The sequence below is a fragment of the Erwinia papayae genome (genome assembly GCF_058241465.1).
In genome coordinates this window covers 1-19,255 of record NZ_JBZCHT010000013.1, presented here as the reverse complement: position 1 = coordinate 19,255, position 19,255 = coordinate 1, and the positions used below count along the sequence as shown (strand labels likewise).

Sequence of the window (19,255 nt, the reverse complement as noted above, 5' to 3'; positions counted from 1 at the left end):
CCCCCACTATTAAAGAGATCCTGACGCTCAACGAGTGAGCAGCATATTTCCATCAGTTGAAACTACGTAAGAGTTTTTTTTGAGCAGGATAATAAATTTATCGCTGCCGAAAAAATACCTTAAGGAAAAAACTCGTAGAGCATTTTTTCCTTGCCTGAGGTAAATACCAGAAAGTCACTTTCTTTAAATTTATTTTCTTTAATTAATTTTAATTTCAGAGGCTCAAACCGTTGATCATCTGAGAAAAAAAGTGCACTTATATAATCTGAGTCGACTATGTTATCTTTCTCGGAAAGGAAAATAACCTCCCTATAGCAGTTTTCATCTTTAATTCCCAGTTTTTCTCTCAACATGCATTCAGTAAGTAAATCAGTGCGCGTTATATTCTCTTTGTTAATGGCATTGAGATTATCCAATCCTTCCTGATAATGTTTTGCAGCAATAAGATTATTTATATACATATTCTTAATAATACTGCTGTCGGGATTTTTAATGGTTAGTATTCTGAACTCTTCGAGAATTTTGTCTTTGTCTTATTTCTCTGCCATCACCAGACTCATTGTAAGCCTGGAGGCCTTCCGAATAATTTCTTTTTCGTGTAAATTTTTATCTGCAATCAGCTCAGGGTAAGGAAAAGCGTATGTTCTTATACAGAAAAAAAGAGCGATAACAGTTAATAAGTTTGCTGTCTTTTTCATAATGGTTTAATTAAATTTGTGTAATAAAATGGTTTGAGTTAATGCTGATGGGAGCGGCACTATTGTTCCGATTTATCCCGTATCGAAAATGTATCCCGCCTGAACTTTTACAGAGGGAATGACATTTTTTTACGAGGTATAATAAAAACAGCATTCCCAATGAGTGTTTTATTATGACTAAGGAGAAATGATTTTCCTGTTGCATCAAATATGTATTCTTTATTGTCAATGTTATTTCTTACTTTACACCAGGGTACAACTTTTCCTGAACCGTATGCTCTGGCCGCATTACATATCAGCGATGCCGACAGGTTTAATTTTTTTCCTTCTTTTACATCATCCTCTTTTATATTGAGAAGCAAGATAAAAGAGGCATGTAAAGAGCCGACGCCTTCCTGACGTAAATCTGCGAGCCGGGTAAAGCGAAATGATTGAATTGGCATTTGTATCCCTTACACCCTGTTTTTCCATTAAGAGGTTATCGTGAGCAGTATTTATTCAGATGTCAAACTGAGCGCTACTGCCCAAGGCACCCCCTGCCATACCCGCACCCGATCACGCCCTTTTAACCTTTATCAGCCTAGCTTGCTTACTGAAGGTCCGGCAGTGAACAGGTTTGCCGCTGAATTTAACACTGATGATGCAGCACTGGCGCATCGTCCCATCCGCGTTTACAGGCTTTATTGTGTTATAGTCAGCCGTAATTCAGACAGTTCCGGCATTCCGGGACACCCTGTTGCAGCTGTTTTCTGTCGTGTCATAGAAAGCAGGAACAGAAGAATATCAAAAACATGCACGATACTATGACCAATACTGAATGCCAGAAAACCCACGCTACAGCTCATAAAACAGATAATGAGTGTCCCGGACGCTTCAGCGTCGCCCCGATGCTCGATGGGGCATACTACAAATAAAAATCAATAAGTTATATTTTTTAGGGGTGCTATTGGGGTGCCGGGCAGCTAAACTTATTGCATCCTTTTAAGTTCTTGCTTTGCCTCTTTCCTCTTTATATCAATGAAATCTGCCAGATCACTGACGTGAACCATGCGTGGGGATTTTTGGCTATCACCTATGCGGAAAGTTGGAAGTGGCAAATCACCGCATCCGGCCTTTTTATCTGCTGTCGCAGGTTTCATTCCAAGATAGCGCTCAGCCACAACTGCAAGCGGAATGGTTGATGTTTCGAATTCGGCCATGAGAAGAAAGATTGTATTCATTCGTTTTACCCTAAGTTTCACCGCTGCAACGGTATTTATATCGTGACGTGTCACACAGATAATTTGGTTTCGTGCCAACCCAGAGTTACCCAGCATTCTGACTCTTTTTTAAAGCAACAATCCTGAACGGGTAATGATTCATTACATTTTTTGCATTTCCGTTTGCTTAGTTCCTCATGAGAATTCAGTAATTCGGCATGATATTTACGGATCATTAATGCGATTAATTCCGTCCTGTCATAAGGTTCACGTCCAGGGCGTCTGGCCACACAGTCATAATCAAGCATTGCCAGTTCCTGAGAGTCGAGCATGACCTCTAACTTATATTCACCGGCAGCGGTTTGTCTGGCCCGTTGTGCGGCTTTTCTTTCTGCGGGTGATTTAGTCATTGTCTTTCTCCGCACGGTAGATTGCAGTGTTGATATCATTTAGCTTGAACTGAGCGTTTTTTATACGTGCACGACAATTAATATCTTCCCTTTTTAGTTTTTCCAGGCCTTCCCTGTGGTCCTTAATTTCTTGCCTAAGACTTTTCAGCTCCCAATCAACCTTATCCTCACCATCCGTAACCTTGCTAATCCAGTCAAAGGCATCTACCACTGCACCACACCTGCGGCAAGTCAGCATTCGATGGGGATCATCAACTAAAATATTCATGTGGCTACAATGGCGTGGCAAGTTTGCTGGATTGGGTTCTCTGACAAAATTACGCATTTCCCTGATATCTGAATTGCTATCGAACCTCTTTGTAAACGCCAGTACGTTTTCTGAATCATCTGGTGCATCAACATCACTCATCATCACCTCCCGGCTCCGGCGCTGCTGCCAGCAACCGCTCAACTTCTTGCCGCGCATCTGAACATTCAATCGCGCTGAAAGTACCGCAAGAGCCATCGCTATCAAGCAGCCTGTTTATGGCACATATCAGATCGCTATCTGCTGGCGTGGGCGGGGTGGTGTAGAATTGCAAGCCGATCGGCCAAACGCAATTAACATGGTCGCTGACCTGGACATCACCTATTTGCTGTTGGCATCCATCATCAACAATGCGATCAACTGGCTCAGCCTGCAGCGAGGCGAGAGCTATCTCCATTAGCTCAACCATGTATACCTTCTCTGGCACAGATTCAGAGGCAACCTTCCAGCGTTCAATCTCAATGCGGCAAAGTCCGATCAGCGCCAGCCGTTCTTCATTCGTCATCGCTCTTACTCCCGCTGTTGAGGCGCAGCACTTCAGCGCGCATCCAGTTAGCGCCTCGCATCCATGCATGGAGTTCATAGGCATTTCCTGCTGTGTGCTTATTTGCTTCAGTAATGTCAGCGACACTACCCGGCACAGCAACCCGGGCGGGCATGGGGTTGGCATATAGTTTATTAACTCCATCTGGAAGACCTGTGAAATCAGCGTCGTCAACTGGACCAGCGTTTAGCCAGTGATTGCCTGAGACCTCTATTTGAAAAACTGCCTCCTGTTCCCGCAGCGCCGCCAGCTCGTTCTCTGCTGTTATGGCCCTGTCAAAATTGATCCCGACACGCTCAGTTGCGACACTTAGTTCCGTTATAAGTCTGGCGCACTCTCCATTGCGTTGGTCGATAACCGCCTGCTGCTCAGCAATTCGCGCCGCCTGTATAGCAAACTTACGGGCCAGATAATCTGGTATTTCCTCATTCACACGCAGGTCACCCGGCAGGCATTTACCCTTCAAAATCCCGCGCATTTCATTAGCTGTAATTGTCATGCTGGCTTCCTCCCCGGGTTACTGAACAGCCACGGCTGCTGGCTGAGCGGTAGTGTTTTGTCGTATGGGCGCTGGTTCATGAATCTGACCCCTTCAGAAATAGAATCCAGTGAGTTTTGTCGGCCTTGCCGGTACGTTGCCAGACTGTCGGCTCTTGGTCCGTCAGGGCAATTATCTGGCTGGCTGGTATCTGCGTTTCGTTCCACTTAAAGATGAGAGTTCCTTGTGGCCGCAGTACACGAAACGCCTCAACAAATCCTTGTCTGATATCTTCCTGCCATGTCGAGCGGTTCAGGCGTCCATATTTTTTACCCATCCAGGCGTTTTCACCGACTCGAACGAGATGAGGAGGGTCAAAAACAACCTGAGAGAATGAATCGTCAGGGAATGGCAGAGCGCGAAAATCAGCAATAACGTCCGGCGTAATATGTAGCGGACGTCCGTCGCAAAGAGTGTGTGACTCACTGCGAATGTCAGCAAAAACGGTGCGAGGATCCGTTTTATTAAGCCAAAACATTCGACTACCGCAGCACATGTCGAGAATAGGGCGCTGGTTCATGAGGCACCGCCACTTATTTGAATAGATATGTTGAAATCGGGTGTCGAAATCTGGCCTTCTGTGCACTCAATGCCGAGCATATATTCAGCAATAACCAGTGCCAGGAGTTTGATCGACTCGTCTGGATTACCGCCCGTGATATGGTTAACCTCATCGACAACAGGTTGCATTTGCTCACCCATATTCATGAATCACCTTCCGTGCGCCGGAATTCAACCACCCATACCCACGGGTTAGCCACCCAGCTGTCAGCCCCATAGATGGATTGCCAGACATGATGAAAGTGCTCATGTGGCGTGGCGCTGTAATGATATCCGGGTATCGAGTTGTGGCCTCCAATGCAGCCCTCGGCAATAGCATCTCGCTCCGTCATGCTGTTTAGCCGCTCCACACGAACACCAGTAATCTCCAGCTTTATACGGGATGCCCAGCGCGGCATGTGGATTGATGGCGTCCACTTATCGACCACAGCTGGTTTATGGCATTTCTCAATTGGCACACGGTGCGTCTGCTGGGTCCAACTTTGCTGCTCACTGGCTTTATAAACCAGTGTGGCCACGTCAGTTGCCCGGCTGTGCACACGGAAAGTCTCACGCACCCATAGGCGATCACCTACTGCACCGAACGGGCAACGAACACGGATTGGCTTATTCAGGATCGGTGATTTACCAATGGCCCAGCAGGCCTTACTTTCATCTTTCGGGCAGGTGCTACTTAAAACCCAGCCTTGGAAATCATGGGCTGATGGGACACCTTTGACGATCCGGCGCGTCTGCGTCTTTCGACCGTCAAGAACTGCACGGACCATTTCAGCGTTGAAGATAATAGGGCGCTCACGCATGGTCGCCTCCCGCGATCAATGACATTAACCAGTTTCGGATAACGCGATATTCATCATTACGATACGAACCATCGGCATAGATGAACGGAAGTCTCAGGTTGTGCCCATTGCGTCGCAGATATTCCTTGCACCCTGACTCTGTAAAACATGCCGTGACAAACACGTCGATTTCCTGCATTGCGTACCGGTCATATCCGCGAGTATCCCGCCCATCTTGATAAAGCAGTTCCAGTCTAAGGGCTTTGAGGGGGGCAACCTCTTCGCCTTCCCAGACCCATGCAATGCGGCTAGGCGAATGCTCATCACTGCCGATGATTTCCTGTTTTTGGAAGACGACAAACATTGGCTGTTCAGTACAGCGGTTATCCTGCTCACGCAGGTGTTTGGCTATCTGGTAAAACTCTGTTGGGATGGCTATTGAATCACGCATGGTCGCCTCCCACGCACTCGCACAGACCGCACATCGCCAGGCTAATCGGGCTGGGGTCATCTGGATGGGCGATCACATCACACCGATAAACATTTTTACGGTAGCTAACTGAATAACCCCAATCACCTGTTTGCAATAATCGTCCTGTTGCCACACGGTGGCGTGTACTGCGCCCATTGGTTGTTGTGATTGTGAAGTTACATTTATCACCGATAGCGACAGGCTTCGGCTCTCCGGCGTATTTACCGCATTGTTGACACTTATGCATGGTCGCCTCCCTGCTCACCGGCGCGGAGTTGGGCGGCTACACCTTCTGCAATAAGTTCGCATTCGTGAACGATATCAATTGACTCTTGAGGGAATTCATCTTCGCAAGCCTTAAGCGCCACCACTACATTGCGGGCACCTTCAGCCATCCACTGTCGTTGCATTGAGTCAGTGCTGGGGTTTTTAATTTCGTCTGCCAGGTCAATAATCGCTTCCGCAATTTTGTATACCCGCAGCCCTTCATCATTCAGAACCTTATTCCGTCCTTTTCTGATAAAGAGAGGCTTACCAAGCTGTTCTTCAAATAGCGCCATCTGCTGTGACAGTGCGGACTGTGTGCGATTGAGTTCAGTTGCAGCAGCAAGGAAAGTTCCCCTTTTGTGGATGAGCAGAAGCCCCCGCAAAACACTGGTATCAATGTTCATTTCGCAGCACCTTCATTGAGTTGAGAAAGTTCCATAGCATCAATGTGTTGGAAAATCGTGGAAACGTATTGGACCTGATGAAGCGCATCTGCAAGGGCATTGTGCCGTTCACCGGTAAAGGGGATTTCTCGCTTAGGGTCAATACCTAAACGGCGACCGATTTCAACAATGGTTCTGACGTCTAAATCGTCGTAAAAATTCCAGAATGGTTGGATATTGGCGCGATGATATGCAGCGCGGAGAATGACGTTATCGAATGAAGCTCCGTTACCCCATACCTTGACCGACTTACCCACGCGGTTAGCTTTAATGAAAGCATTCAATTCGTGCAGGGCTACCAGAATACTTTTGGCTTCGCTGTCACATATAGCTGCGCGGGCTTCAGTACTCTGCATCATCCACCAAATTATTGTGGATGCATCAGGAACGGCACCGAGGGCCATTTCGCTATTGAGAAGAACAATTACTGAGAAAGTTGCACCGACATTACCGGTTGCCGGGTCAAAGAAAGCAGCTCCAATGGCTACAATGGGGGCGGTTGGTTTATTGCCCAATGTTTCTAAGTCAATCATCACGTTGTGCATATAATTTCCTGTTTTCAGGCTGCACGAATCCCTTACCAGAATTGGTAATAATTCGTTCAGCTCAAGCGTATTAAATTGGCTGGTGGGCGCTGCAACGCACCACAGCCAGACTCTCCCTTCAGACTGAAGGAGCGGCAGGAGTCGAACCTGCATCAGGGGGATCGGACCTGACTATCACCGGATACGTTCACATCGGTAAGAGCGTTCATCGCCTCTTTGGTGCGCCAGACACACCCGACAAGCGCTCTTACCTGATATGAAAAAGGACGGTTAGCAGGGCTATTGATCTCCCTGGTGAGGCGTACCCTGTAACCGTCAAGACAACACAGCATTCGTTTCGTGGGTTATAGGTGTAAACTTTTTTATCTGTAACTCACAATTGAAATGTAATAAAAGTTACCTTTGGTGTCAATAGGCGTGGTAACAAAAGTTACAGAAAGGATTTAGGGGTATAACCCCTTAGAACAAGGGGGGTGGGATTAAAGCTCTTGAAGTACCTGTACTACTTTGCCAAGAATGCGGCAAGTGTTATCACACTGAATTGGCTTAAATTGAGGGTTTAGAGGCATTAAATAACGGTAGGGACCGTCAACGACCATTTTTTTTACAGTGGCGTCAGAACTGCCATCAATGACAGCCACAACTATTTTCCCGTTTAAATCATCAAAAGACCCATAACTCGGTTCAACTATAACGGTTGACCCTTCTGGGATACTTGGGTATCCGTTTGGGTTTGTCATAGATTCGCCTCTTACATCCAGTGCAAACGCTTCTTCAGTAACCTTCACAGTAGTAGAGCACCATCTTATTACATCAACTAGCCTTGCAGCGGCATATGAATCAGTCCACCCCCCAGCTTGAACTGACGATATGACAGGAACCGTTATTATGGGGGGGGTAATAGGTTTTAGCTTTGTGTCATCCTGGACACGATCACCTGTACCGTAGAGCAGCCACTCAGGAGTACATGAAAGGGCTTTAGCCAGATGGTGCAGATTTTCACCAGCCGGTTTAACAGCCCCGCTCTCCCATTTGGTTACAGATACACGGCTAACACTAAGCAGATTAGCTAGCGCTTGTTGGCTGTATTCCATTTGGATTCGCCGTTGTCTTATACGGTCTTTCATATCTGTTTTCATGTAACCAATGTTACGCGAATCTAGAGTAAAAGATGTTTGCGTAATGATGTAACTTTTGTTACCTTCATTCAATTCTAAAAGAGGAACCATAAATGTATAAAGACCTTGTCATTAAGTACTTCGGTGGAGTTGTAAAAACTGCCGAAGCTTTGGGTATCAGGCACCCCGCAATTTCTCGGTGGGGTGTCGTAATCCCAGAAAAGCAGGCGATGCGTCTTGAGCGCATTACAAAGGGTGTGTTGCGTTATGAGCCTAAGCTTTACGCTGAACACCATAAACGATCAGTTAAAGCCTGATAACTACCAGCTGGTGATTAAAATGGTGGATCTAAAAAAATTAGTTATCCGTGTGTGCAGAGATAGTCAATTCACGAATACGCAAATTGCAGATCAGTTGGGAATGACTTTCTCGGAGTTCAATAACCGTCTGCACATGAAAAATGGCACCAGGTTTTTTGATATTCAGCATATGTCCGCTTTGCAGCTTATCGTTGGCTATCCGTTCCTGGCGGATTATTTTGCAGGGCAATTTGGAATGCTGGTGGTCAACAATCCGATACCTGAAGAAATCGACAACGTTGAACTGTTTAGCATTCAGTTAAGAGCTGACGCTGCACAAGGGAAGGTTGCACAGGCAAAAATCGATGCGGAGGAAGATGGCGTTATTGATAAGCAGGAGCTGAAGCACATCAGTCAGCAGGTAATGAATTCTGTCCGCTACACGATAAAGGGTTTTCTGGCGTGGGCTGCATTACATGGCGTTCAGGCAGATGCGATTGATTTGGTAGCTAACAGAAAAGTTGAGGGCCAGCAGGTTGCAGCCTCTGGCCCTCGTGGGTTGTGATGAAACTTAGGGAGAATCAACACTTGAACAGTTTACTCGTAAAAGCTGGTATTCCGCAATTGCGCGTCTTTGTGTTGCCTGGCGGCGCGTTTGTCTATGTAGAAAATATACCCGGTTCGCCGCTGCCTAACAACTACCAGCGCGATCTGCCCAGGGTAGATGTCGAGTCCCGTTGGAGCGAATTTAACAAGCTGGGGGGGCAGCAATGAACCCCACTGAATTTATTCATCAAAACATCGAAAAGCAGCTTATCAATGATGGTTATCCAAAGGATTTAGCCGTCATCGGAGCCAGAAAAGGCGTCGATCATTACCGTACCTGTTCGCAGGCGTCAAGAAAGGGCGCGATGTATGACGATTGTCTGTATATGGCCCGACAATATGCCTATATGCACACAGTTAAACGTGATCAGGTCAGCAAGCCAGTGAAGACAACTCGCAGCCGCAAAAAGCAGGCAGGGGGCTTGATTGGATGAGGAACACATCGAACCCTGGCAGGCAACCTATCGTGAGCGCTATCACGGCACCATCGTTGAAACTATTGGCATTGATACGGTTAACCAGCGCGTTATCTATCGCCGGAAAGGTTATGAGTATGAATGTGTATGCCCTCGCAGGGACTGGAAGAAGAAATTTGAGAGGGTGCTATGAGCGTTAAGTTATCTGCTTACGTATGGGATGGCTGCGCGTCATCAGGGATGAAGATCACCAGCGTGGCGATTATGGCGCGGCTTGCTGATTTTTCCAGTGATGAGGGGCTGTGCTGGCCGTCTGTAGCCACAATTGCGCGTCAGATTGGCGCTGGTTCCAGCACTGTCAGCAAGGCTATTGCAGGTCTTGAGCAGGATGGATGGTTGATCCGAACGGCACGAAGAAAGGGCAACCGTAATGCATCAAACATGTATCAGCTGAACGTCAAAAAGTTGAGAGATGCGGCTTTATCTCACACTCCAGATTCTGAAGCATCAAAATCTGACGTATCAAATTCTGACTATTCAGATTCCGAAGCATCAAAATCTGATGCATCAAATTTTGACCCGTCAGAAAACGCAGATAAAACCCGTTTTGACCCTCCAGAATCTGGATACGATCCGTCAGTAAATTCAAAACATGATCCATCAGATAAAAAAACTATTTGTCAGCCTGCTGCGCAGTCCGACCCTGAAGTGATTTTGACTGACATGGCTAAACAGGTTCTGGCCCATCTGAATCAGGTAACAGGTCAGCGTTATCAGGTCAGCAGGACATCGCTGGAAAATATGCGGGCCAGGCTGGCAGAAGGTTTTACCGCTGATGAACTGATCCTGACGACAGATTATCTCAACGCGAAGTGGCGCGGCGATCTGCAAATGGCTGAGTATCTCAGGCCGGTGACAATGTTCCAGCCGACAAAATTTCAGGGATATCTGACCGGGGCAAAAAACTGGCAATCAGCCGGTCGCCCAGCCTGCGTAAACGGGGAATGGGTGCGGGGAAATGGTGAAAGCATCAGTGGCAGACGCGAGGATCACACAGAACGTGATGCCGCCTGGCGTCGTTTCATCGGTAGCGCAAAGCCATTGAGAAATCCCAGCAATCTGGAGCAGACCGTCAAAGCTGAGGCCAGCAAGGCCGGTGTACGCAGCATGAATACCAGTTTCGCGGTAAGCCGCTGGAACAGCATATGGAAAGACTGCTCCCAGCGCCTGAATGGAGGGAATGCCGCGTGAATATTCGTGAGAAGGTTATCGAATTTATTCGTTTAAACCCTGGTTGTACCTCTGCACAAATTGCTGATGGATCGGGTGTGCCGCGTCGTCTGGTTCAGCCGCTGATGAGTGAATTATCCGTTGAGGAAGTTGTGGTTCGTAGCGTTTTTAAAACGCATCCGTTTTTCTACCGGCTGGCTGAAGAATCTGACCGCGCGACCCTGGGCGAGAAATACCGGCAGCATCGCTGTATCGCTGAAGACCTGGAAAAGAGGAATCTGTGGCGTCGTGCTGCGCGTGAGTGGCTGATGGCGATGGACGCGACGAAGGATGAGGCAGCGAGGGACAAGGCAACAGCCCGCCGTGAACACTGCATCATGCGTGGTCACTATGGCGTCAGCTATGAGACGTCAGGGGTGCGTGTTTACAGCGCCCCGGTAACAGATATGTGGAGGGACTGATGCAACAGAAACTGAAAGCGCATTTCCTCAGAAACGAAATTTTTTATCACAGCATTCGCACTTCAATAGTGCTGATCGCGCTGGTGGTATTTACCCTGGCTATGGAGATGGTAATCGCATGAGTTCACTGTCAATAGTTCATAAAAATCGCGATGACTCAAATACCGATATTGTTCCACGTAAAACTTATTTTGCCGGGTTGAAAGAATTTTATGTGGAGCCGGGTTACAACGTCCGAGAGATTGACCAACAGCACGTTCAGGAGTTTTGCGAGGCATTTATTGCGGGTGAAGAAATTCCTGCGCTGGTTGTCCAGGTAACGGAAAAGGGACTGAAAATCATTGATGGTCACCACCGTTACTACGGTGCAGTTATGGCAACCGAAAGGGGCCATGAAGTGGCGAGGCTTGAGTGTAAAGATGCGAAAGGCACGGAGGCTGATCGCATTGCACTGATGGTGACAAGTTCACAAGGGAAGGCCTTGTCCCCACTGGAACGCGCAGCGGCTTATCAGCGCCTGATGAATCAGGGCTTTACTGAAGGGGAAGTGGCGAAAAAGGTCAAGCGGTCTGTAGCTGATGTTGAGCATCATTTGCAGCTGCTGGAATGTGGTGACGAACTAATCAGCATGGTCAGGACAGGAGAGGTGGCCGCAACCACAGCGGTATCAATGTCGCGAGAGTTTGGGGTTAAGGCGGGAACGGTCGCCACACACGAACTGGCAAAAGCTAAAGCCGCAGGGAAAAAGAGGCTCACCAGAGCTTCTGCTATTCCTCAGTTTAACGCCATTAAGGCGAGGCGACTGGTGGAGCTGATGGCTGCATTCGAATTTGATGATGATGGTTACACTGCGGCTGATGATATTTATCTGGAGGCTATGGGGATTATTGCCGAATTCCGTGATTTTCAGGGGAAGTCGGAAAAAGCGGAAGGGGCTGAATCATGAAATACAGCGTGATATACGCCGATCCTCCCTGGCAGTATGGCAACACGGTAAGCCGTGGCGCGGCAGATAACCATTACAGCACGATGACACTGACTGAACTGAAGCGGCTCCCTGTGTGGGAGCTGTCAGCAGAAAACGCAGTGCTGGTTATGTGGTATACCGGCACACATGATGAGGAGGCAAGAGAACTTGCCGAGGCATGGGGGTTTGACGTCCGTCAGATGTTCCTTTTCACCTGGGTAAAGTTTAACGCAAGGGCAGAGGAGCGTTTCAACAAAGCGTTGAATGAGCAAACGGTTTACGACTTCACAGAACTGCTTGATATGCTCAACGCAGAAACCCGCATGAATCCCGGAAATTATACGCGGGGAAATCAGGAATCTGCGCTGGTGGCCGTCTGCGGAAATGGTCTGGAACGTGCCAGCAAATCGGTAAAGCAGGTGATCTATTCCTGCCAGGGTGAACACAGCACTAAACCGGCAGAGGCCAGATTCAGGCTTGAGCAGCTTTACGGGGATGTTCCACGCATTGAACTGTTCGCCCGCCGTCCTGCTGATGGCTGGCACATATGGGGTAATGAGTGTGATAACAGCATTCAACTGGTGCCTGGGAGAGTGGTTTGAAGCTGACTTTACCATTCCCGCCCAGCGTAAATGGTTACTGGCGTTCCACAGGGAAGGGAACGCTAATCAGCGCAAGAGGGCGCACATACCGAACGAATGCGATAGCATCAGTGTATGCACAGCTAAAGCGTCGTCCACAGCCAATAACCCACGATATTGATGTTCATGTCATCCTGTACCCGCCGACCCGCGCTAAACGTGATTTAGATAATTTTCAGAAGGCGCTGTTTGATGGTCTGACCCACGCTGGCGTGTGGGCTGACGACAGTCAAATCAAGCGGATGCTGGTGGAGTGGGGCAGCGTGACATGTCACGGCAAGGTGGAAGTAACGATCAACGAATTTCATCAACAACAGGAGTCGCCAGGGTTGCTCTGACAGAACACAACATGTACATTTGATCAGTGAATTGCCACTCGTTTGCAGACGGTGGCAGTCTGAAAACAAGGGAGAAAACAATGCATCAGTTACTCGTAATTGACGGCGTTTCTGTCCGTCTGGATAAATCAGGTCGCTATTGCCTGAATGATTTACACCGCGCTTCAGGAGGAGAGGAACGGCATAAGCCCGGAAACTTCTTTCGCCAGGACAATATTAAAGAGCTTTGTGCAGAAATTGACCGTTGCTCAGATATGAGCATCGCTTCGGTAGAGTCAATTCGTGGTGGGGCAGGTCAGGGTACATACGTATGTAAAGAACTGGTCTTTGCCTACGCTATGTGGATCAGCCCATCATTCAATCTGAAAGTCATCCGGACATTTGACGCTGTTGCATCTGGTCAGGCTATCAGTCAAAAAACAGACCAGGTTCAGGCTGGCGTCATTCTGCTCGAATCAGCAGCCCGCATGCTTAACTTCTCAAACTCTTCCAAACTTGGCGCATACCAGAAACTTCAGGATTTTGCCGGTCTGCCAGATATGATGCCTGTGTACGCCATCGATGCACCAGCAGGATCACAGGATGGCTCCAGCAGGCCAACAACCTCGTTAACCACTCTCCTTCGTGATAAGCGCCTGGATGTAACCACCAGTGAAGCGTATCGGCGGCTCGAACGTCTTGGACTGGTAGAACGTCTGACGCGGCCAAGCAATTCTCGCAACGCCAGCAACGGGCAAAAAAGTTTCTGGTGTGTCACTGCCAGAGGTTTGCTTTACGCGAAGAACGTGACCAATCCGAAAAGCCCGCGTGAAACACAGCCGCATTTTTACACATCGAAATCGGATGAACTTATCCGTCTGATGCTTACTTCGACAGCTGTTTAAGGGGTAGGCATGAGAGCAATATTAACCCCGTTTCGTGTGAATGAATTGGGGATGGTTCTGCTGAAGCCTGGCCGGGATTTGTGGCCGGTGTTCAGCCATCGTCGCATTCTGGTCAGTTCCGTACCAGAATTTATGGCGGACCTGCCGGTAGGTGCTGTTTCTGATGCTGACCAGCCGCTGATGGATGATCCCGCGATTTTCGAATTTCTGTGCAATGAAAAAGTGATACTGGCTGCGGGTAGTAAATCAGCTATGGAATTCTGGTTGATGACTCAGCGGGGTTGTCAGTGGAAAGATGATTATCACAGCAAAGATGATACCTCCCTGATTACACAACATGGCGTTGTGCGTTTGTGTTTCCATCATGATAACCAGCTCCGCGAGATGGTTTCTGCTGATGGCGTGGTAAAGCTTTCCAGGAAGAATGCTGCTGAGTGGGTGATGCATACAGTACGACTGGCTCTGTCATTGCCGGAAGGTCATCAGTTATCGCTGCCCGAACTCTGCTGGTGGGCAACGCTCAACAACGTTATTGATTTGATGCCAGAATCCCCGGCACGGCGGGTGCTGAAACTGCCGAAGCCTGCACCGTTAGTGGGTGTTTTGAAAGAGTCTGCAATAGCACCATACAGACCTGCCAGCGATATTTTGCAGGAAGTGGCTAAACAGGTTGTTGAATTAGCCATTGACCCGGAAACACCTGAATCGTTCATGTTGCGTCCCAAACGCAGGCGATGGGTAAATGAGCCGTACACCCGTTGGGTTAAGGCTCAGCCCTGTTTATGTTGCGGGAAGCAGGCTGACGATCCTCATCACCTGATCGGATACGGGCAGGGCGGAATGGCAACCAAAACCCATGACCTTTTCACACTGCCGCTGTGCAGAAAACACCACGATGAATTGCATGCTGATACTAACGCATTCGAACGGCGTTATGGTACTCAGCCAGAATTGCTGCTGCGCATTCTCGACAGAGCGCTGGCTATCGGGGTTATCGCTACGGGTAGAAAGAATTCAGGAGGTAAGGATGCGTAATATTCAGCTTGTGCTTGAGCGCTGGGGAAACTGGTCAAAACATCGGATTGAGAGCGAGGTTGGGTACTCAGCGATAGCGGGTGGATTCAAAGGATTGCTGCCTGAGAATGCCAGCAGCATTAGTTGCACAGACAATGATGCGATGATTGTTGATACCTGTGTGGGCAGACTGAAACAAAAGCGCCCTGATGAATATGCGTTGCTGGTGGACCATTACATAAGGGATATTTCAAAGCGGGCGTTGGGCAGAAAGCTGAAGCTGTCAGAGGGCATGATCCGCATAAAGTTTCAGATGGCTGAGGGATTTATCGACGGGTGTCTGTCAATGCTGGATGTTGAGCTGGAGATGGATCACTCGTTCTGAAAATGTGGCCCACATAAGGGCCACTCTAATAATTATGGTAAAAGCAGACCGAAAAAAGCAAATAAGAGATAGCATGCTGTAGCAGCAAACCACAGGAAAGAATAAACCTTCATCCAGTTATGTATTTTTATGTTCTTATCATCAAAGAAAGCATATCCGGGATCGTTGTTTGCCATGAAGCTTATTTTTTTTCTGTGACTTAATTTTATGAAGAACCTTAAGACCGGAAATACCCCAAAGAATCCAGTCGTATAAAAAAAGATGCAGGGGCCGGGAAAATCGTATTTTTCTCTATAGGCAGATACTAATTCGTAATAATCGTATCGTTTTAATGCATAAATTATAAGTGACACAATAAGAAGACAGCAGCCCATCCCCCGAAAAATAACGATGTACCAGCCAATAATTTGTTAGTTATCATAATATTCAATTACTTTGTTAACTATTGTCTCTACGCCTGAGCTACCAGCATATCCCCCTGCAACTGACCCCACAACAGCACATGCGACACCCCCGGTGCCTGCTGTCACTATTCCAATAGCAGCACAACCAGCTAACGCGGCAGAGCTACCCCATGCACCACCCAGCATTCCGCCGCCTGTAGTAAGAGCAAATTTTGAATAGTCTCTCACTGCGATTTTACCACAATCGCCTTCACGCCCTTTCGCGCAGGCTTCTGCTATATCATTTGTCGTTCCGGCGAAACCGAATCCAATCCCAATTAGCCCTCCATTTTTCATGTAACGCGCTGCTCTGGCCGCATTACCCACATAATAGGAATAACCGGGAATACCACTCAGCCCTGACGTTGACCACTCATGCACAATGGATTTACTCGACAGGTTTAACGCCCGCTTCAGATTTTCATACTGGCGGAATTTAACTGTATAGCGGGCCAGCGATTTTAACAGCGGCTTGTTGACCAGCTCCTTTAGCTGATTCAACAGCTGATTGCGCTCGACAAAAAACTGCTGGCTGATAAGCGTCCCCTGAGTGCGGAACTGATTCTGATAGCTGACCTCAATTTTTTTCAGTGTCTGCTCAATGGCCCTGAAATAGCGTTCACCCGCATCACCTGCGGTGCTGAAAATCTTGTCTCCGGCACCGGTCAGCGCGGCAATCATCCCATAATGTTTATGCATAAAACTGGCGGCCTCTGTGTCCACACCAATAAATGCGGAATTGGTTTGATTCTTTGCCTGCCGAAGCGTGTTGAGCATATGCATTGTGAGCTGAGTAGGTGTATCAGGATCAGCCACAATCAGTATTTGTCCGGGCTTCAGATACTGTGTATCCGCATTGAGTTTCATAAAAAGCTGGGTAGCAGGGGAGCGAATATCCCTGAACAGTTCCCGCGCCTGGTAATCCAGCGTACCGGGCCTTTCCACCACACAATATCCGGGGGCTATATTACGCGCCATGATTCCATTCTCCGTTCGTTGTTAACTGGACATGATGATTGCCACAAGGGGCAGTACCAGATTTGTCAAAAAACCGCGATAAATATAAATAATTCTACTGCGTTACGCAAAAAGTGTTGTAACCTGCTAAGAGTGGTTACTTTGACACACCGCTTAACATTGAAACCTCGCCAATCGGCGGGGTTTTTGCTTTCTGCACAACAGATAAGCTGCCTGACGTGGTATCGCGGTGCGATGTACTCGTGTTGTGAAAAAGGCGGCTTTTCGTTGTGGTGAATGCGTAGACTGATGCGTTTGTCGTGAAGGGCGTATTTCAAACCAGATGGGTCACTGATTTACTACGATGAGATGCGGGATTATGCGACCCTCAGGAGTTCCGCACAAAGCCGGAGATCAGCACTGGCCGCCACACATTAATCAGCTCGGTAAGCAGGATAGACCGGGGTTCGATTCCTCGTACTGAGCACCATGATTGAGCCGCAACCATAACTGTCAACTCGTCTGTACGTGGTTGTCACGTTGCGGACATCTAATTCACCCCGGCATCGACAAATGCGGAAATTAGCTTAAGGCGCGGGGTGTTTTATTAGCTTATATCCCTACGGGGGCTATACAGCGTACCGTTTACGACGATGAATCCTTTCTTGATCCACTGCGTAACTTGCTGGCTCATTACGCCTGCATGCCGGGCAAATTCGGCTTGATTGCCGTCAAACTTCTCTTCAATGTATTGCAGTAACGGCATGGGATTACTCCGCAATAATTTTTGGGTTTACGATCAGATATGAACTGCCGTGTTCGTCTTCCATTTCGACCGCATCAAATCCGAGATGAGCAGCTACACGACCGCGTAAGCGCTGCATTTCCCAGCTTGCATCATTTGTGCAAGAGCGAGGGGAAAGGATATCAGCAAAAGAATCGTCGCATTTATCGTCAACGATGGCTTCAGCCAGATCTTCAACCTCATCAATTTCTAATTCAGTGCGCAGGAATTCAACAACATCATTAATTCGCTCGTTGAGAGATGAGTTGTCAGCAATGCTCGAAACATCATAAGAATGCACATGCTCTCCGTGAGAGCCAGCAATTTCACTATCCTGTGATGCAAACACGCCGTCAAAAACATTATCGCCAGTCATTGCGAAAGCGCCAACTTTGATAACCGGTGCTGCTTTGCTGTGTGAGCCGTGAAAGAGTTTCATGTTGATTATCCAGTTTGTCGTCGATGTATGTATAGTAAAACGCTTTATGCTTAGTGTAAAGCATTTTACTATATATTCTTTATTTTTTTCTTTTGCGCCCCCGAATCACACTCAGATATCTCCTGTCATTTTTCGGGACGGCGCAATTTCTTTCCAACAGCAAGCCGCCATCATCCCGGTGGCGGGGTAACAGCATGTCTTCAGATAACGATCCGGGCTTTTGGGCCAGCGTGGTGTTGTGGCTCTATGCCCATAAAACAGAATGGGGATATGCGGGAGTAGCCGGTATGTTTTCATTACTGCGCAGTGCCTATGCAAAAAGCCCCTGGTCAAAACGAGTTCTCGACGCTGTGTCATGCAGCGCACTTGCCTTTTTCGCAGCGCCAACACTTCAGGTTATCGGTGCTCTCATGAACTGGACAATTCCCGACGCTGCCGCACAGGTTTTCGCTGTGTATATCGGCTACGTGGGTAATGACTATATCAGTGAAAAATTGCGTGGCTGGATCAGCCGCAAATCAGGAGATGCTAATGACGGGCAGTGATAAAACTCGCGGGATCCGCAACAACAATCCAGGAAATATTCGCTGGGGCGATGACTGGAAAGGTTTAGTCCCACAGGCTCAGCGCACAGATAAGTCGTTCTGCCAGTTTACAAAGCCTGAGTACGGTATCAGGGCGATGATTATCATTTTGCGAAATTACCAGAGCAAATACGGTCTGAAAACTATCACTGGCATCATTACGCGCTGGGCACCACCGAATGAGAATGACACTCCGGCTTATATCAAAAGCGTGGCTACGGCGACAGGCACTGATGCTGATAAACCAATCGACCTGACCGACTCACGAAAACTCTTTCCGCTTTTACAGGCGATTATCAAACACGAGAACGGCAGTCAGCCCTACGCATTTGACGTATTTGTGCGGGCGCTCGACCTCGTCTGAAAACAGGAGGCGTCATGGCTGTTATCAACTTCTTCAGAAACTATTCACACCTCATTGTTATAGCGCTTATCTGCGGAGCGCTCTGGATGCTGAATGCCAGAAATCTCCAGCTTGAGGCAACAAATCACAGGCTTGAACAACTGACGGACAGTAAAGACAACCAGATAAACGATCTGCGCTCAAAGAATGACGGTTTGGCCGACAGCGTCAACGACCTCGCCAAAGCAGTGCAGCAGCAAAACGGGGTTATGTCTCAGGTTGCAGAACAACGGGCTGTCACAGCACAGCAGAACAGGAAGCTCCAGAATGAAATCAAGCGTTATCTCGCGGCTGACAAGTGCGCTGTTGCTCCTGTTCCCGCTGATGCTGTTGACAGGTTGCGGGACGCAGCAAAAGCCGCAGGTGGAGTACAGGACAATAAAGCAGCCGCATCTCAGCCTGCCAGCCCAGCTGACAAGCCCAATTGATTTACCGGAGATTGCGCCCGTCCTGACATACGGCGACAGCGTTGCACTGAATGCTGACCTGATCGCGCTGGTGGGCCAGTGCAATATTGACAGGG

General features: G+C 48.2%; 34 protein-coding genes. 17 read left to right on the top strand and 17 right to left on the bottom strand.

Going from position 1 to position 19,255, the window contains the following annotated elements; genetic code table 11:
* Nucleotides 1-119 precede the first annotated feature (119 nt).
* The 14 genes from AC3RPL_RS16245 to AC3RPL_RS16180 all read right to left on the bottom strand — a co-directional run bounded on the left by AC3RPL_RS16245 (nt 120) and on the right by AC3RPL_RS16180 (nt 7,902).
* Nucleotides 120-461: a hypothetical protein gene (locus tag AC3RPL_RS16245; RefSeq protein ID WP_490740823.1), complete on the bottom strand. Its 342-nt coding sequence runs from the start codon at nt 459-461 to the stop codon at nt 120-122.
* A gap of 344 nt (nt 462-805) precedes the next feature.
* A complete protein-coding gene (locus AC3RPL_RS16240; protein WP_490740822.1) occupies nt 806-1,141 on the bottom strand; it encodes a hypothetical protein in 336 nt (111 codons plus the stop codon).
* A 525-nt stretch (nt 1,142-1,666) separates the two neighbouring features.
* Complete coding sequence (locus AC3RPL_RS16235; RefSeq protein WP_490740718.1) at nt 1,667-1,918, bottom strand: pyocin activator PrtN family protein; 252 nt, start codon at nt 1,916-1,918, stop codon at nt 1,667-1,669.
* Nucleotides 1,919-1,968: 50 nt separating this feature from the next.
* Nucleotides 1,969-2,307, bottom strand: a complete 339-nt coding sequence (locus AC3RPL_RS16230) for a hypothetical protein (RefSeq protein ID WP_490740719.1) — start codon at nt 2,305-2,307, stop codon at nt 1,969-1,971.
* Nucleotides 2,300-2,716, bottom strand: a complete 417-nt coding sequence (locus tag AC3RPL_RS16225; RefSeq protein ID WP_490740720.1) for a hypothetical protein — start codon at nt 2,714-2,716, stop codon at nt 2,300-2,302. The genes AC3RPL_RS16230 and AC3RPL_RS16225 overlap by 8 nt, the downstream gene beginning before the upstream one ends.
* Nucleotides 2,709-3,119, bottom strand: coding sequence for a hypothetical protein (locus AC3RPL_RS16220; protein ID WP_490740721.1), 411 nt, complete (start codon nt 3,117-3,119; stop codon nt 2,709-2,711). The genes AC3RPL_RS16225 and AC3RPL_RS16220 overlap by 8 nt, the downstream gene beginning before the upstream one ends.
* On the bottom strand, nt 3,109-3,657 hold the full coding sequence (locus AC3RPL_RS16215) for a YfdS family phage-associated protein (protein WP_490740722.1): 549 nt from the start codon (nt 3,655-3,657) through the stop codon (nt 3,109-3,111). The genes AC3RPL_RS16220 and AC3RPL_RS16215 overlap by 11 nt, the downstream gene beginning before the upstream one ends.
* A 76-nt stretch (nt 3,658-3,733) precedes the next feature.
* Nucleotides 3,734-4,216, bottom strand: coding sequence for a class I SAM-dependent methyltransferase (locus AC3RPL_RS16210; RefSeq protein ID WP_490740723.1), 483 nt, complete (start codon nt 4,214-4,216; stop codon nt 3,734-3,736).
* Nucleotides 4,213-4,404 carry a diguanylate phosphodiesterase gene (locus AC3RPL_RS16205; protein WP_490740724.1) on the bottom strand — a complete coding sequence of 64 codons (192 nt, stop codon included), beginning with the start codon at nt 4,402-4,404 and terminating at the stop codon, nt 4,213-4,215. Before AC3RPL_RS16205 ends, AC3RPL_RS16210 begins: the two co-directional genes overlap by 4 nt.
* On the bottom strand, nt 4,401-5,057 hold the full coding sequence (locus AC3RPL_RS16200; RefSeq protein WP_490740725.1) for a hypothetical protein: 657 nt from the start codon (nt 5,055-5,057) through the stop codon (nt 4,401-4,403). The genes AC3RPL_RS16205 and AC3RPL_RS16200 overlap by 4 nt, the downstream gene beginning before the upstream one ends.
* A complete protein-coding gene (locus AC3RPL_RS16195) occupies nt 5,050-5,487 on the bottom strand; it encodes a hypothetical protein (RefSeq protein WP_490740726.1) in 438 nt (145 codons plus the stop codon). The genes AC3RPL_RS16200 and AC3RPL_RS16195 overlap by 8 nt, the downstream gene beginning before the upstream one ends.
* A 260-nt stretch (nt 5,488-5,747) precedes the next feature.
* A complete protein-coding gene (locus AC3RPL_RS16190; RefSeq protein WP_490740727.1) occupies nt 5,748-6,179 on the bottom strand; it encodes a LysR family transcriptional regulator in 432 nt (143 codons plus the stop codon).
* Nucleotides 6,176-6,763, bottom strand: a complete 588-nt coding sequence (locus AC3RPL_RS16185; protein ID WP_490740728.1) for a 3'-5' exonuclease — start codon at nt 6,761-6,763, stop codon at nt 6,176-6,178. The genes AC3RPL_RS16190 and AC3RPL_RS16185 overlap by 4 nt, the downstream gene beginning before the upstream one ends.
* Before the next feature lie 479 nt (nt 6,764-7,242).
* Nucleotides 7,243-7,902 carry a LexA family protein gene (locus AC3RPL_RS16180; RefSeq protein ID WP_490740776.1) on the bottom strand — a complete coding sequence of 220 codons (660 nt, stop codon included), beginning with the start codon at nt 7,900-7,902 and terminating at the stop codon, nt 7,243-7,245.
* A gap of 92 nt (nt 7,903-7,994) precedes the next feature.
* Between AC3RPL_RS16180 and AC3RPL_RS16175 the strand changes: the two genes are divergently transcribed.
* The 14 genes from AC3RPL_RS16175 to AC3RPL_RS16110 all read left to right on the top strand — a co-directional run bounded on the left by AC3RPL_RS16175 (nt 7,995) and on the right by AC3RPL_RS16110 (nt 15,122).
* On the top strand, nt 7,995-8,198 hold the full coding sequence (locus AC3RPL_RS16175; protein ID WP_490740729.1) for a Cro/CI family transcriptional regulator: 204 nt from the start codon (nt 7,995-7,997) through the stop codon (nt 8,196-8,198).
* Between the two features lie 22 nt (nt 8,199-8,220).
* Nucleotides 8,221-8,745: a YmfL family putative regulatory protein gene (locus tag AC3RPL_RS16170; RefSeq protein WP_490740730.1), complete on the top strand. Its 525-nt coding sequence runs from the start codon at nt 8,221-8,223 to the stop codon at nt 8,743-8,745.
* Nucleotides 8,746-8,768: 23 nt separating this feature from the next.
* Nucleotides 8,769-8,954, top strand: coding sequence for a hypothetical protein (locus tag AC3RPL_RS16165; RefSeq protein ID WP_490740731.1), 186 nt, complete (start codon nt 8,769-8,771; stop codon nt 8,952-8,954).
* A complete protein-coding gene (locus AC3RPL_RS16160) occupies nt 8,951-9,220 on the top strand; it encodes a hypothetical protein (RefSeq protein WP_490740732.1) in 270 nt (89 codons plus the stop codon). Before AC3RPL_RS16165 ends, AC3RPL_RS16160 begins: the two co-directional genes overlap by 4 nt.
* Nucleotides 9,213-9,395 (top strand): DUF4222 domain-containing protein, encoded by a 183-nt coding sequence (locus AC3RPL_RS16155; protein ID WP_490740733.1) that lies wholly within the window; start codon nt 9,213-9,215, stop codon nt 9,393-9,395. Before AC3RPL_RS16160 ends, AC3RPL_RS16155 begins: the two co-directional genes overlap by 8 nt.
* Nucleotides 9,392-10,453: a conserved phage C-terminal domain-containing protein gene (locus AC3RPL_RS16150; protein WP_490740734.1), complete on the top strand. Its 1,062-nt coding sequence runs from the start codon at nt 9,392-9,394 to the stop codon at nt 10,451-10,453. The genes AC3RPL_RS16155 and AC3RPL_RS16150 overlap by 4 nt, the downstream gene beginning before the upstream one ends.
* Nucleotides 10,450-10,893, top strand: a complete 444-nt coding sequence (locus AC3RPL_RS16145) for a PerC family transcriptional regulator (protein WP_490740735.1) — start codon at nt 10,450-10,452, stop codon at nt 10,891-10,893. The genes AC3RPL_RS16150 and AC3RPL_RS16145 overlap by 4 nt, the downstream gene beginning before the upstream one ends.
* Nucleotides 10,893-11,015, top strand: a complete 123-nt coding sequence (locus AC3RPL_RS16140; protein WP_490740736.1) for a hypothetical protein — start codon at nt 10,893-10,895, stop codon at nt 11,013-11,015. The genes AC3RPL_RS16145 and AC3RPL_RS16140 overlap by 1 nt, the downstream gene beginning before the upstream one ends.
* Entirely contained in the window at nt 11,012-11,839 is an 828-nt protein-coding gene (locus AC3RPL_RS16135; RefSeq protein ID WP_490740737.1) for a ParB/RepB/Spo0J family partition protein, read from the top strand. Before AC3RPL_RS16140 ends, AC3RPL_RS16135 begins: the two co-directional genes overlap by 4 nt.
* Nucleotides 11,836-12,462 (top strand): MT-A70 family methyltransferase, encoded by a 627-nt coding sequence (locus AC3RPL_RS16130; RefSeq protein WP_490740738.1) that lies wholly within the window; start codon nt 11,836-11,838, stop codon nt 12,460-12,462. The genes AC3RPL_RS16135 and AC3RPL_RS16130 overlap by 4 nt, the downstream gene beginning before the upstream one ends.
* The gene (locus AC3RPL_RS16125) at nt 12,459-12,839 is read left to right on the top strand and encodes a RusA family crossover junction endodeoxyribonuclease (protein WP_490740739.1); all 381 of its coding nucleotides are present in this window, start codon (nt 12,459-12,461) and stop codon (nt 12,837-12,839) included. Before AC3RPL_RS16130 ends, AC3RPL_RS16125 begins: the two co-directional genes overlap by 4 nt.
* Before the next feature lie 80 nt (nt 12,840-12,919).
* The gene (locus AC3RPL_RS16120; RefSeq protein ID WP_490740740.1) at nt 12,920-13,723 is read left to right on the top strand and encodes a KilA-N domain-containing protein; all 804 of its coding nucleotides are present in this window, start codon (nt 12,920-12,922) and stop codon (nt 13,721-13,723) included.
* Nucleotides 13,724-13,732: 9 nt separating this feature from the next.
* Nucleotides 13,733-14,758, top strand: a complete 1,026-nt coding sequence (locus tag AC3RPL_RS16115; RefSeq protein WP_490740741.1) for a DUF968 domain-containing protein — start codon at nt 13,733-13,735, stop codon at nt 14,756-14,758.
* Nucleotides 14,751-15,122 carry an antiterminator Q family protein gene (locus AC3RPL_RS16110; RefSeq protein WP_490740742.1) on the top strand — a complete coding sequence of 124 codons (372 nt, stop codon included), beginning with the start codon at nt 14,751-14,753 and terminating at the stop codon, nt 15,120-15,122. Before AC3RPL_RS16115 ends, AC3RPL_RS16110 begins: the two co-directional genes overlap by 8 nt.
* Nucleotides 15,123-15,532: 410 nt before the next feature.
* Here AC3RPL_RS16110 and AC3RPL_RS16105 read toward each other — a convergent pair whose 3' ends face one another.
* The 3 genes from AC3RPL_RS16105 to AC3RPL_RS16095 form a co-directional block, all read right to left on the bottom strand.
* Nucleotides 15,533-16,543, bottom strand: a complete 1,011-nt coding sequence (locus AC3RPL_RS16105) for a hypothetical protein (protein WP_490740744.1) — start codon at nt 16,541-16,543, stop codon at nt 15,533-15,535.
* A gap of 586 nt (nt 16,544-17,129) precedes the next feature.
* A complete protein-coding gene (locus tag AC3RPL_RS16100; protein WP_490740745.1) occupies nt 17,130-17,288 on the bottom strand; it encodes a hypothetical protein in 159 nt (52 codons plus the stop codon).
* 4 nt (nt 17,289-17,292) lie between these two features.
* Nucleotides 17,293-17,745: an AcrIF11 family anti-CRISPR ADP-ribosyltransferase gene (locus AC3RPL_RS16095; protein WP_490740746.1), complete on the bottom strand. Its 453-nt coding sequence runs from the start codon at nt 17,743-17,745 to the stop codon at nt 17,293-17,295.
* 194 nt (nt 17,746-17,939) lie between these two features.
* Between AC3RPL_RS16095 and AC3RPL_RS16090 the strand changes: the two genes are divergently transcribed.
* The 3 genes from AC3RPL_RS16090 to lysC all read left to right on the top strand — a co-directional run.
* Nucleotides 17,940-18,290: a phage holin, lambda family gene (locus tag AC3RPL_RS16090; protein WP_261666908.1), complete on the top strand. Its 351-nt coding sequence runs from the start codon at nt 17,940-17,942 to the stop codon at nt 18,288-18,290.
* The gene (locus tag AC3RPL_RS16085) at nt 18,277-18,693 is read left to right on the top strand and encodes a structural protein (protein ID WP_490740747.1); all 417 of its coding nucleotides are present in this window, start codon (nt 18,277-18,279) and stop codon (nt 18,691-18,693) included. The genes AC3RPL_RS16090 and AC3RPL_RS16085 overlap by 14 nt, the downstream gene beginning before the upstream one ends.
* A 306-nt stretch (nt 18,694-18,999) precedes the next feature.
* A partial coding sequence (lysC, locus tag AC3RPL_RS16080) for an Rz1-like lysis system protein LysC (RefSeq protein WP_490740821.1) occupies nt 19,000-19,255 on the top strand: 256 nt, incomplete at its 3' end.

Excerpts from the sequence above, each read along its gene's own strand:
- AC3RPL_RS16130 (WP_490740738.1), top strand. The coding sequence starts at position 11,836 with ATGAAATACAGCGTGATATACGCCGATCCTCCCTGGCAGTATGGCAAC.
- AC3RPL_RS16160 (WP_490740732.1), top strand. The coding sequence starts at position 8,951 with ATGAACCCCACTGAATTTATTCATCAAAACATCGAAAAGCAGCTTATC.
- AC3RPL_RS16190 (WP_490740727.1), bottom strand. The coding sequence starts at position 6,179 with ATGAACATTGATACCAGTGTTTTGCGGGGGCTTCTGCTCATCCACAAA.
- AC3RPL_RS16095 (WP_490740746.1), bottom strand. The coding sequence starts at position 17,745 with ATGAAACTCTTTCACGGCTCACACAGCAAAGCAGCACCGGTTATCAAA.
- AC3RPL_RS16100 (WP_490740745.1), bottom strand. The coding sequence starts at position 17,288 with ATGCCGTTACTGCAATACATTGAAGAGAAGTTTGACGGCAATCAAGCC.
- AC3RPL_RS16115 (WP_490740741.1), top strand. The coding sequence starts at position 13,733 with ATGAGAGCAATATTAACCCCGTTTCGTGTGAATGAATTGGGGATGGTT.
- AC3RPL_RS16105 (WP_490740744.1), bottom strand. The coding sequence starts at position 16,543 with ATGGCGCGTAATATAGCCCCCGGATATTGTGTGGTGGAAAGGCCCGGT.
- AC3RPL_RS16225 (WP_490740720.1), bottom strand. The coding sequence starts at position 2,716 with ATGAGTGATGTTGATGCACCAGATGATTCAGAAAACGTACTGGCGTTT.
- AC3RPL_RS16175 (WP_490740729.1), top strand. The coding sequence starts at position 7,995 with ATGTATAAAGACCTTGTCATTAAGTACTTCGGTGGAGTTGTAAAAACT.
- AC3RPL_RS16170 (WP_490740730.1), top strand. The coding sequence starts at position 8,221 with ATGGTGGATCTAAAAAAATTAGTTATCCGTGTGTGCAGAGATAGTCAA.
- AC3RPL_RS16205 (WP_490740724.1), bottom strand. The coding sequence starts at position 4,404 with ATGAATATGGGTGAGCAAATGCAACCTGTTGTCGATGAGGTTAACCAT.
- AC3RPL_RS16110 (WP_490740742.1), top strand. The coding sequence starts at position 14,751 with ATGCGTAATATTCAGCTTGTGCTTGAGCGCTGGGGAAACTGGTCAAAA.
- AC3RPL_RS16235 (WP_490740718.1), bottom strand. The coding sequence starts at position 1,918 with ATGAATACAATCTTTCTTCTCATGGCCGAATTCGAAACATCAACCATT.
- AC3RPL_RS16180 (WP_490740776.1), bottom strand. The coding sequence starts at position 7,902 with ATGAAAACAGATATGAAAGACCGTATAAGACAACGGCGAATCCAAATG.
- AC3RPL_RS16200 (WP_490740725.1), bottom strand. The coding sequence starts at position 5,057 with ATGCGTGAGCGCCCTATTATCTTCAACGCTGAAATGGTCCGTGCAGTT.
- AC3RPL_RS16090 (WP_261666908.1), top strand. The coding sequence starts at position 17,940 with ATGTCTTCAGATAACGATCCGGGCTTTTGGGCCAGCGTGGTGTTGTGG.
- AC3RPL_RS16195 (WP_490740726.1), bottom strand. The coding sequence starts at position 5,487 with ATGCGTGATTCAATAGCCATCCCAACAGAGTTTTACCAGATAGCCAAA.
- AC3RPL_RS16215 (WP_490740722.1), bottom strand. The coding sequence starts at position 3,657 with ATGACAATTACAGCTAATGAAATGCGCGGGATTTTGAAGGGTAAATGC.
- AC3RPL_RS16240 (WP_490740822.1), bottom strand. The coding sequence starts at position 1,141 with ATGCCAATTCAATCATTTCGCTTTACCCGGCTCGCAGATTTACGTCAG.
- AC3RPL_RS16150 (WP_490740734.1), top strand. The coding sequence starts at position 9,392 with ATGAGCGTTAAGTTATCTGCTTACGTATGGGATGGCTGCGCGTCATCA.
- AC3RPL_RS16140 (WP_490740736.1), top strand. The coding sequence starts at position 10,893 with ATGCAACAGAAACTGAAAGCGCATTTCCTCAGAAACGAAATTTTTTAT.
- AC3RPL_RS16245 (WP_490740823.1), bottom strand. The coding sequence starts at position 461 with ATGTATATAAATAATCTTATTGCTGCAAAACATTATCAGGAAGGATTG.
- AC3RPL_RS16220 (WP_490740721.1), bottom strand. The coding sequence starts at position 3,119 with ATGACGAATGAAGAACGGCTGGCGCTGATCGGACTTTGCCGCATTGAG.
- AC3RPL_RS16230 (WP_490740719.1), bottom strand. The coding sequence starts at position 2,307 with ATGACTAAATCACCCGCAGAAAGAAAAGCCGCACAACGGGCCAGACAA.
- AC3RPL_RS16135 (WP_490740737.1), top strand. The coding sequence starts at position 11,012 with ATGAGTTCACTGTCAATAGTTCATAAAAATCGCGATGACTCAAATACC.
- AC3RPL_RS16185 (WP_490740728.1), bottom strand. The coding sequence starts at position 6,763 with ATGCACAACGTGATGATTGACTTAGAAACATTGGGCAATAAACCAACC.
- AC3RPL_RS16120 (WP_490740740.1), top strand. The coding sequence starts at position 12,920 with ATGCATCAGTTACTCGTAATTGACGGCGTTTCTGTCCGTCTGGATAAA.
- AC3RPL_RS16085 (WP_490740747.1), top strand. The coding sequence starts at position 18,277 with ATGACGGGCAGTGATAAAACTCGCGGGATCCGCAACAACAATCCAGGA.
- AC3RPL_RS16210 (WP_490740723.1), bottom strand. The coding sequence starts at position 4,216 with ATGAACCAGCGCCCTATTCTCGACATGTGCTGCGGTAGTCGAATGTTT.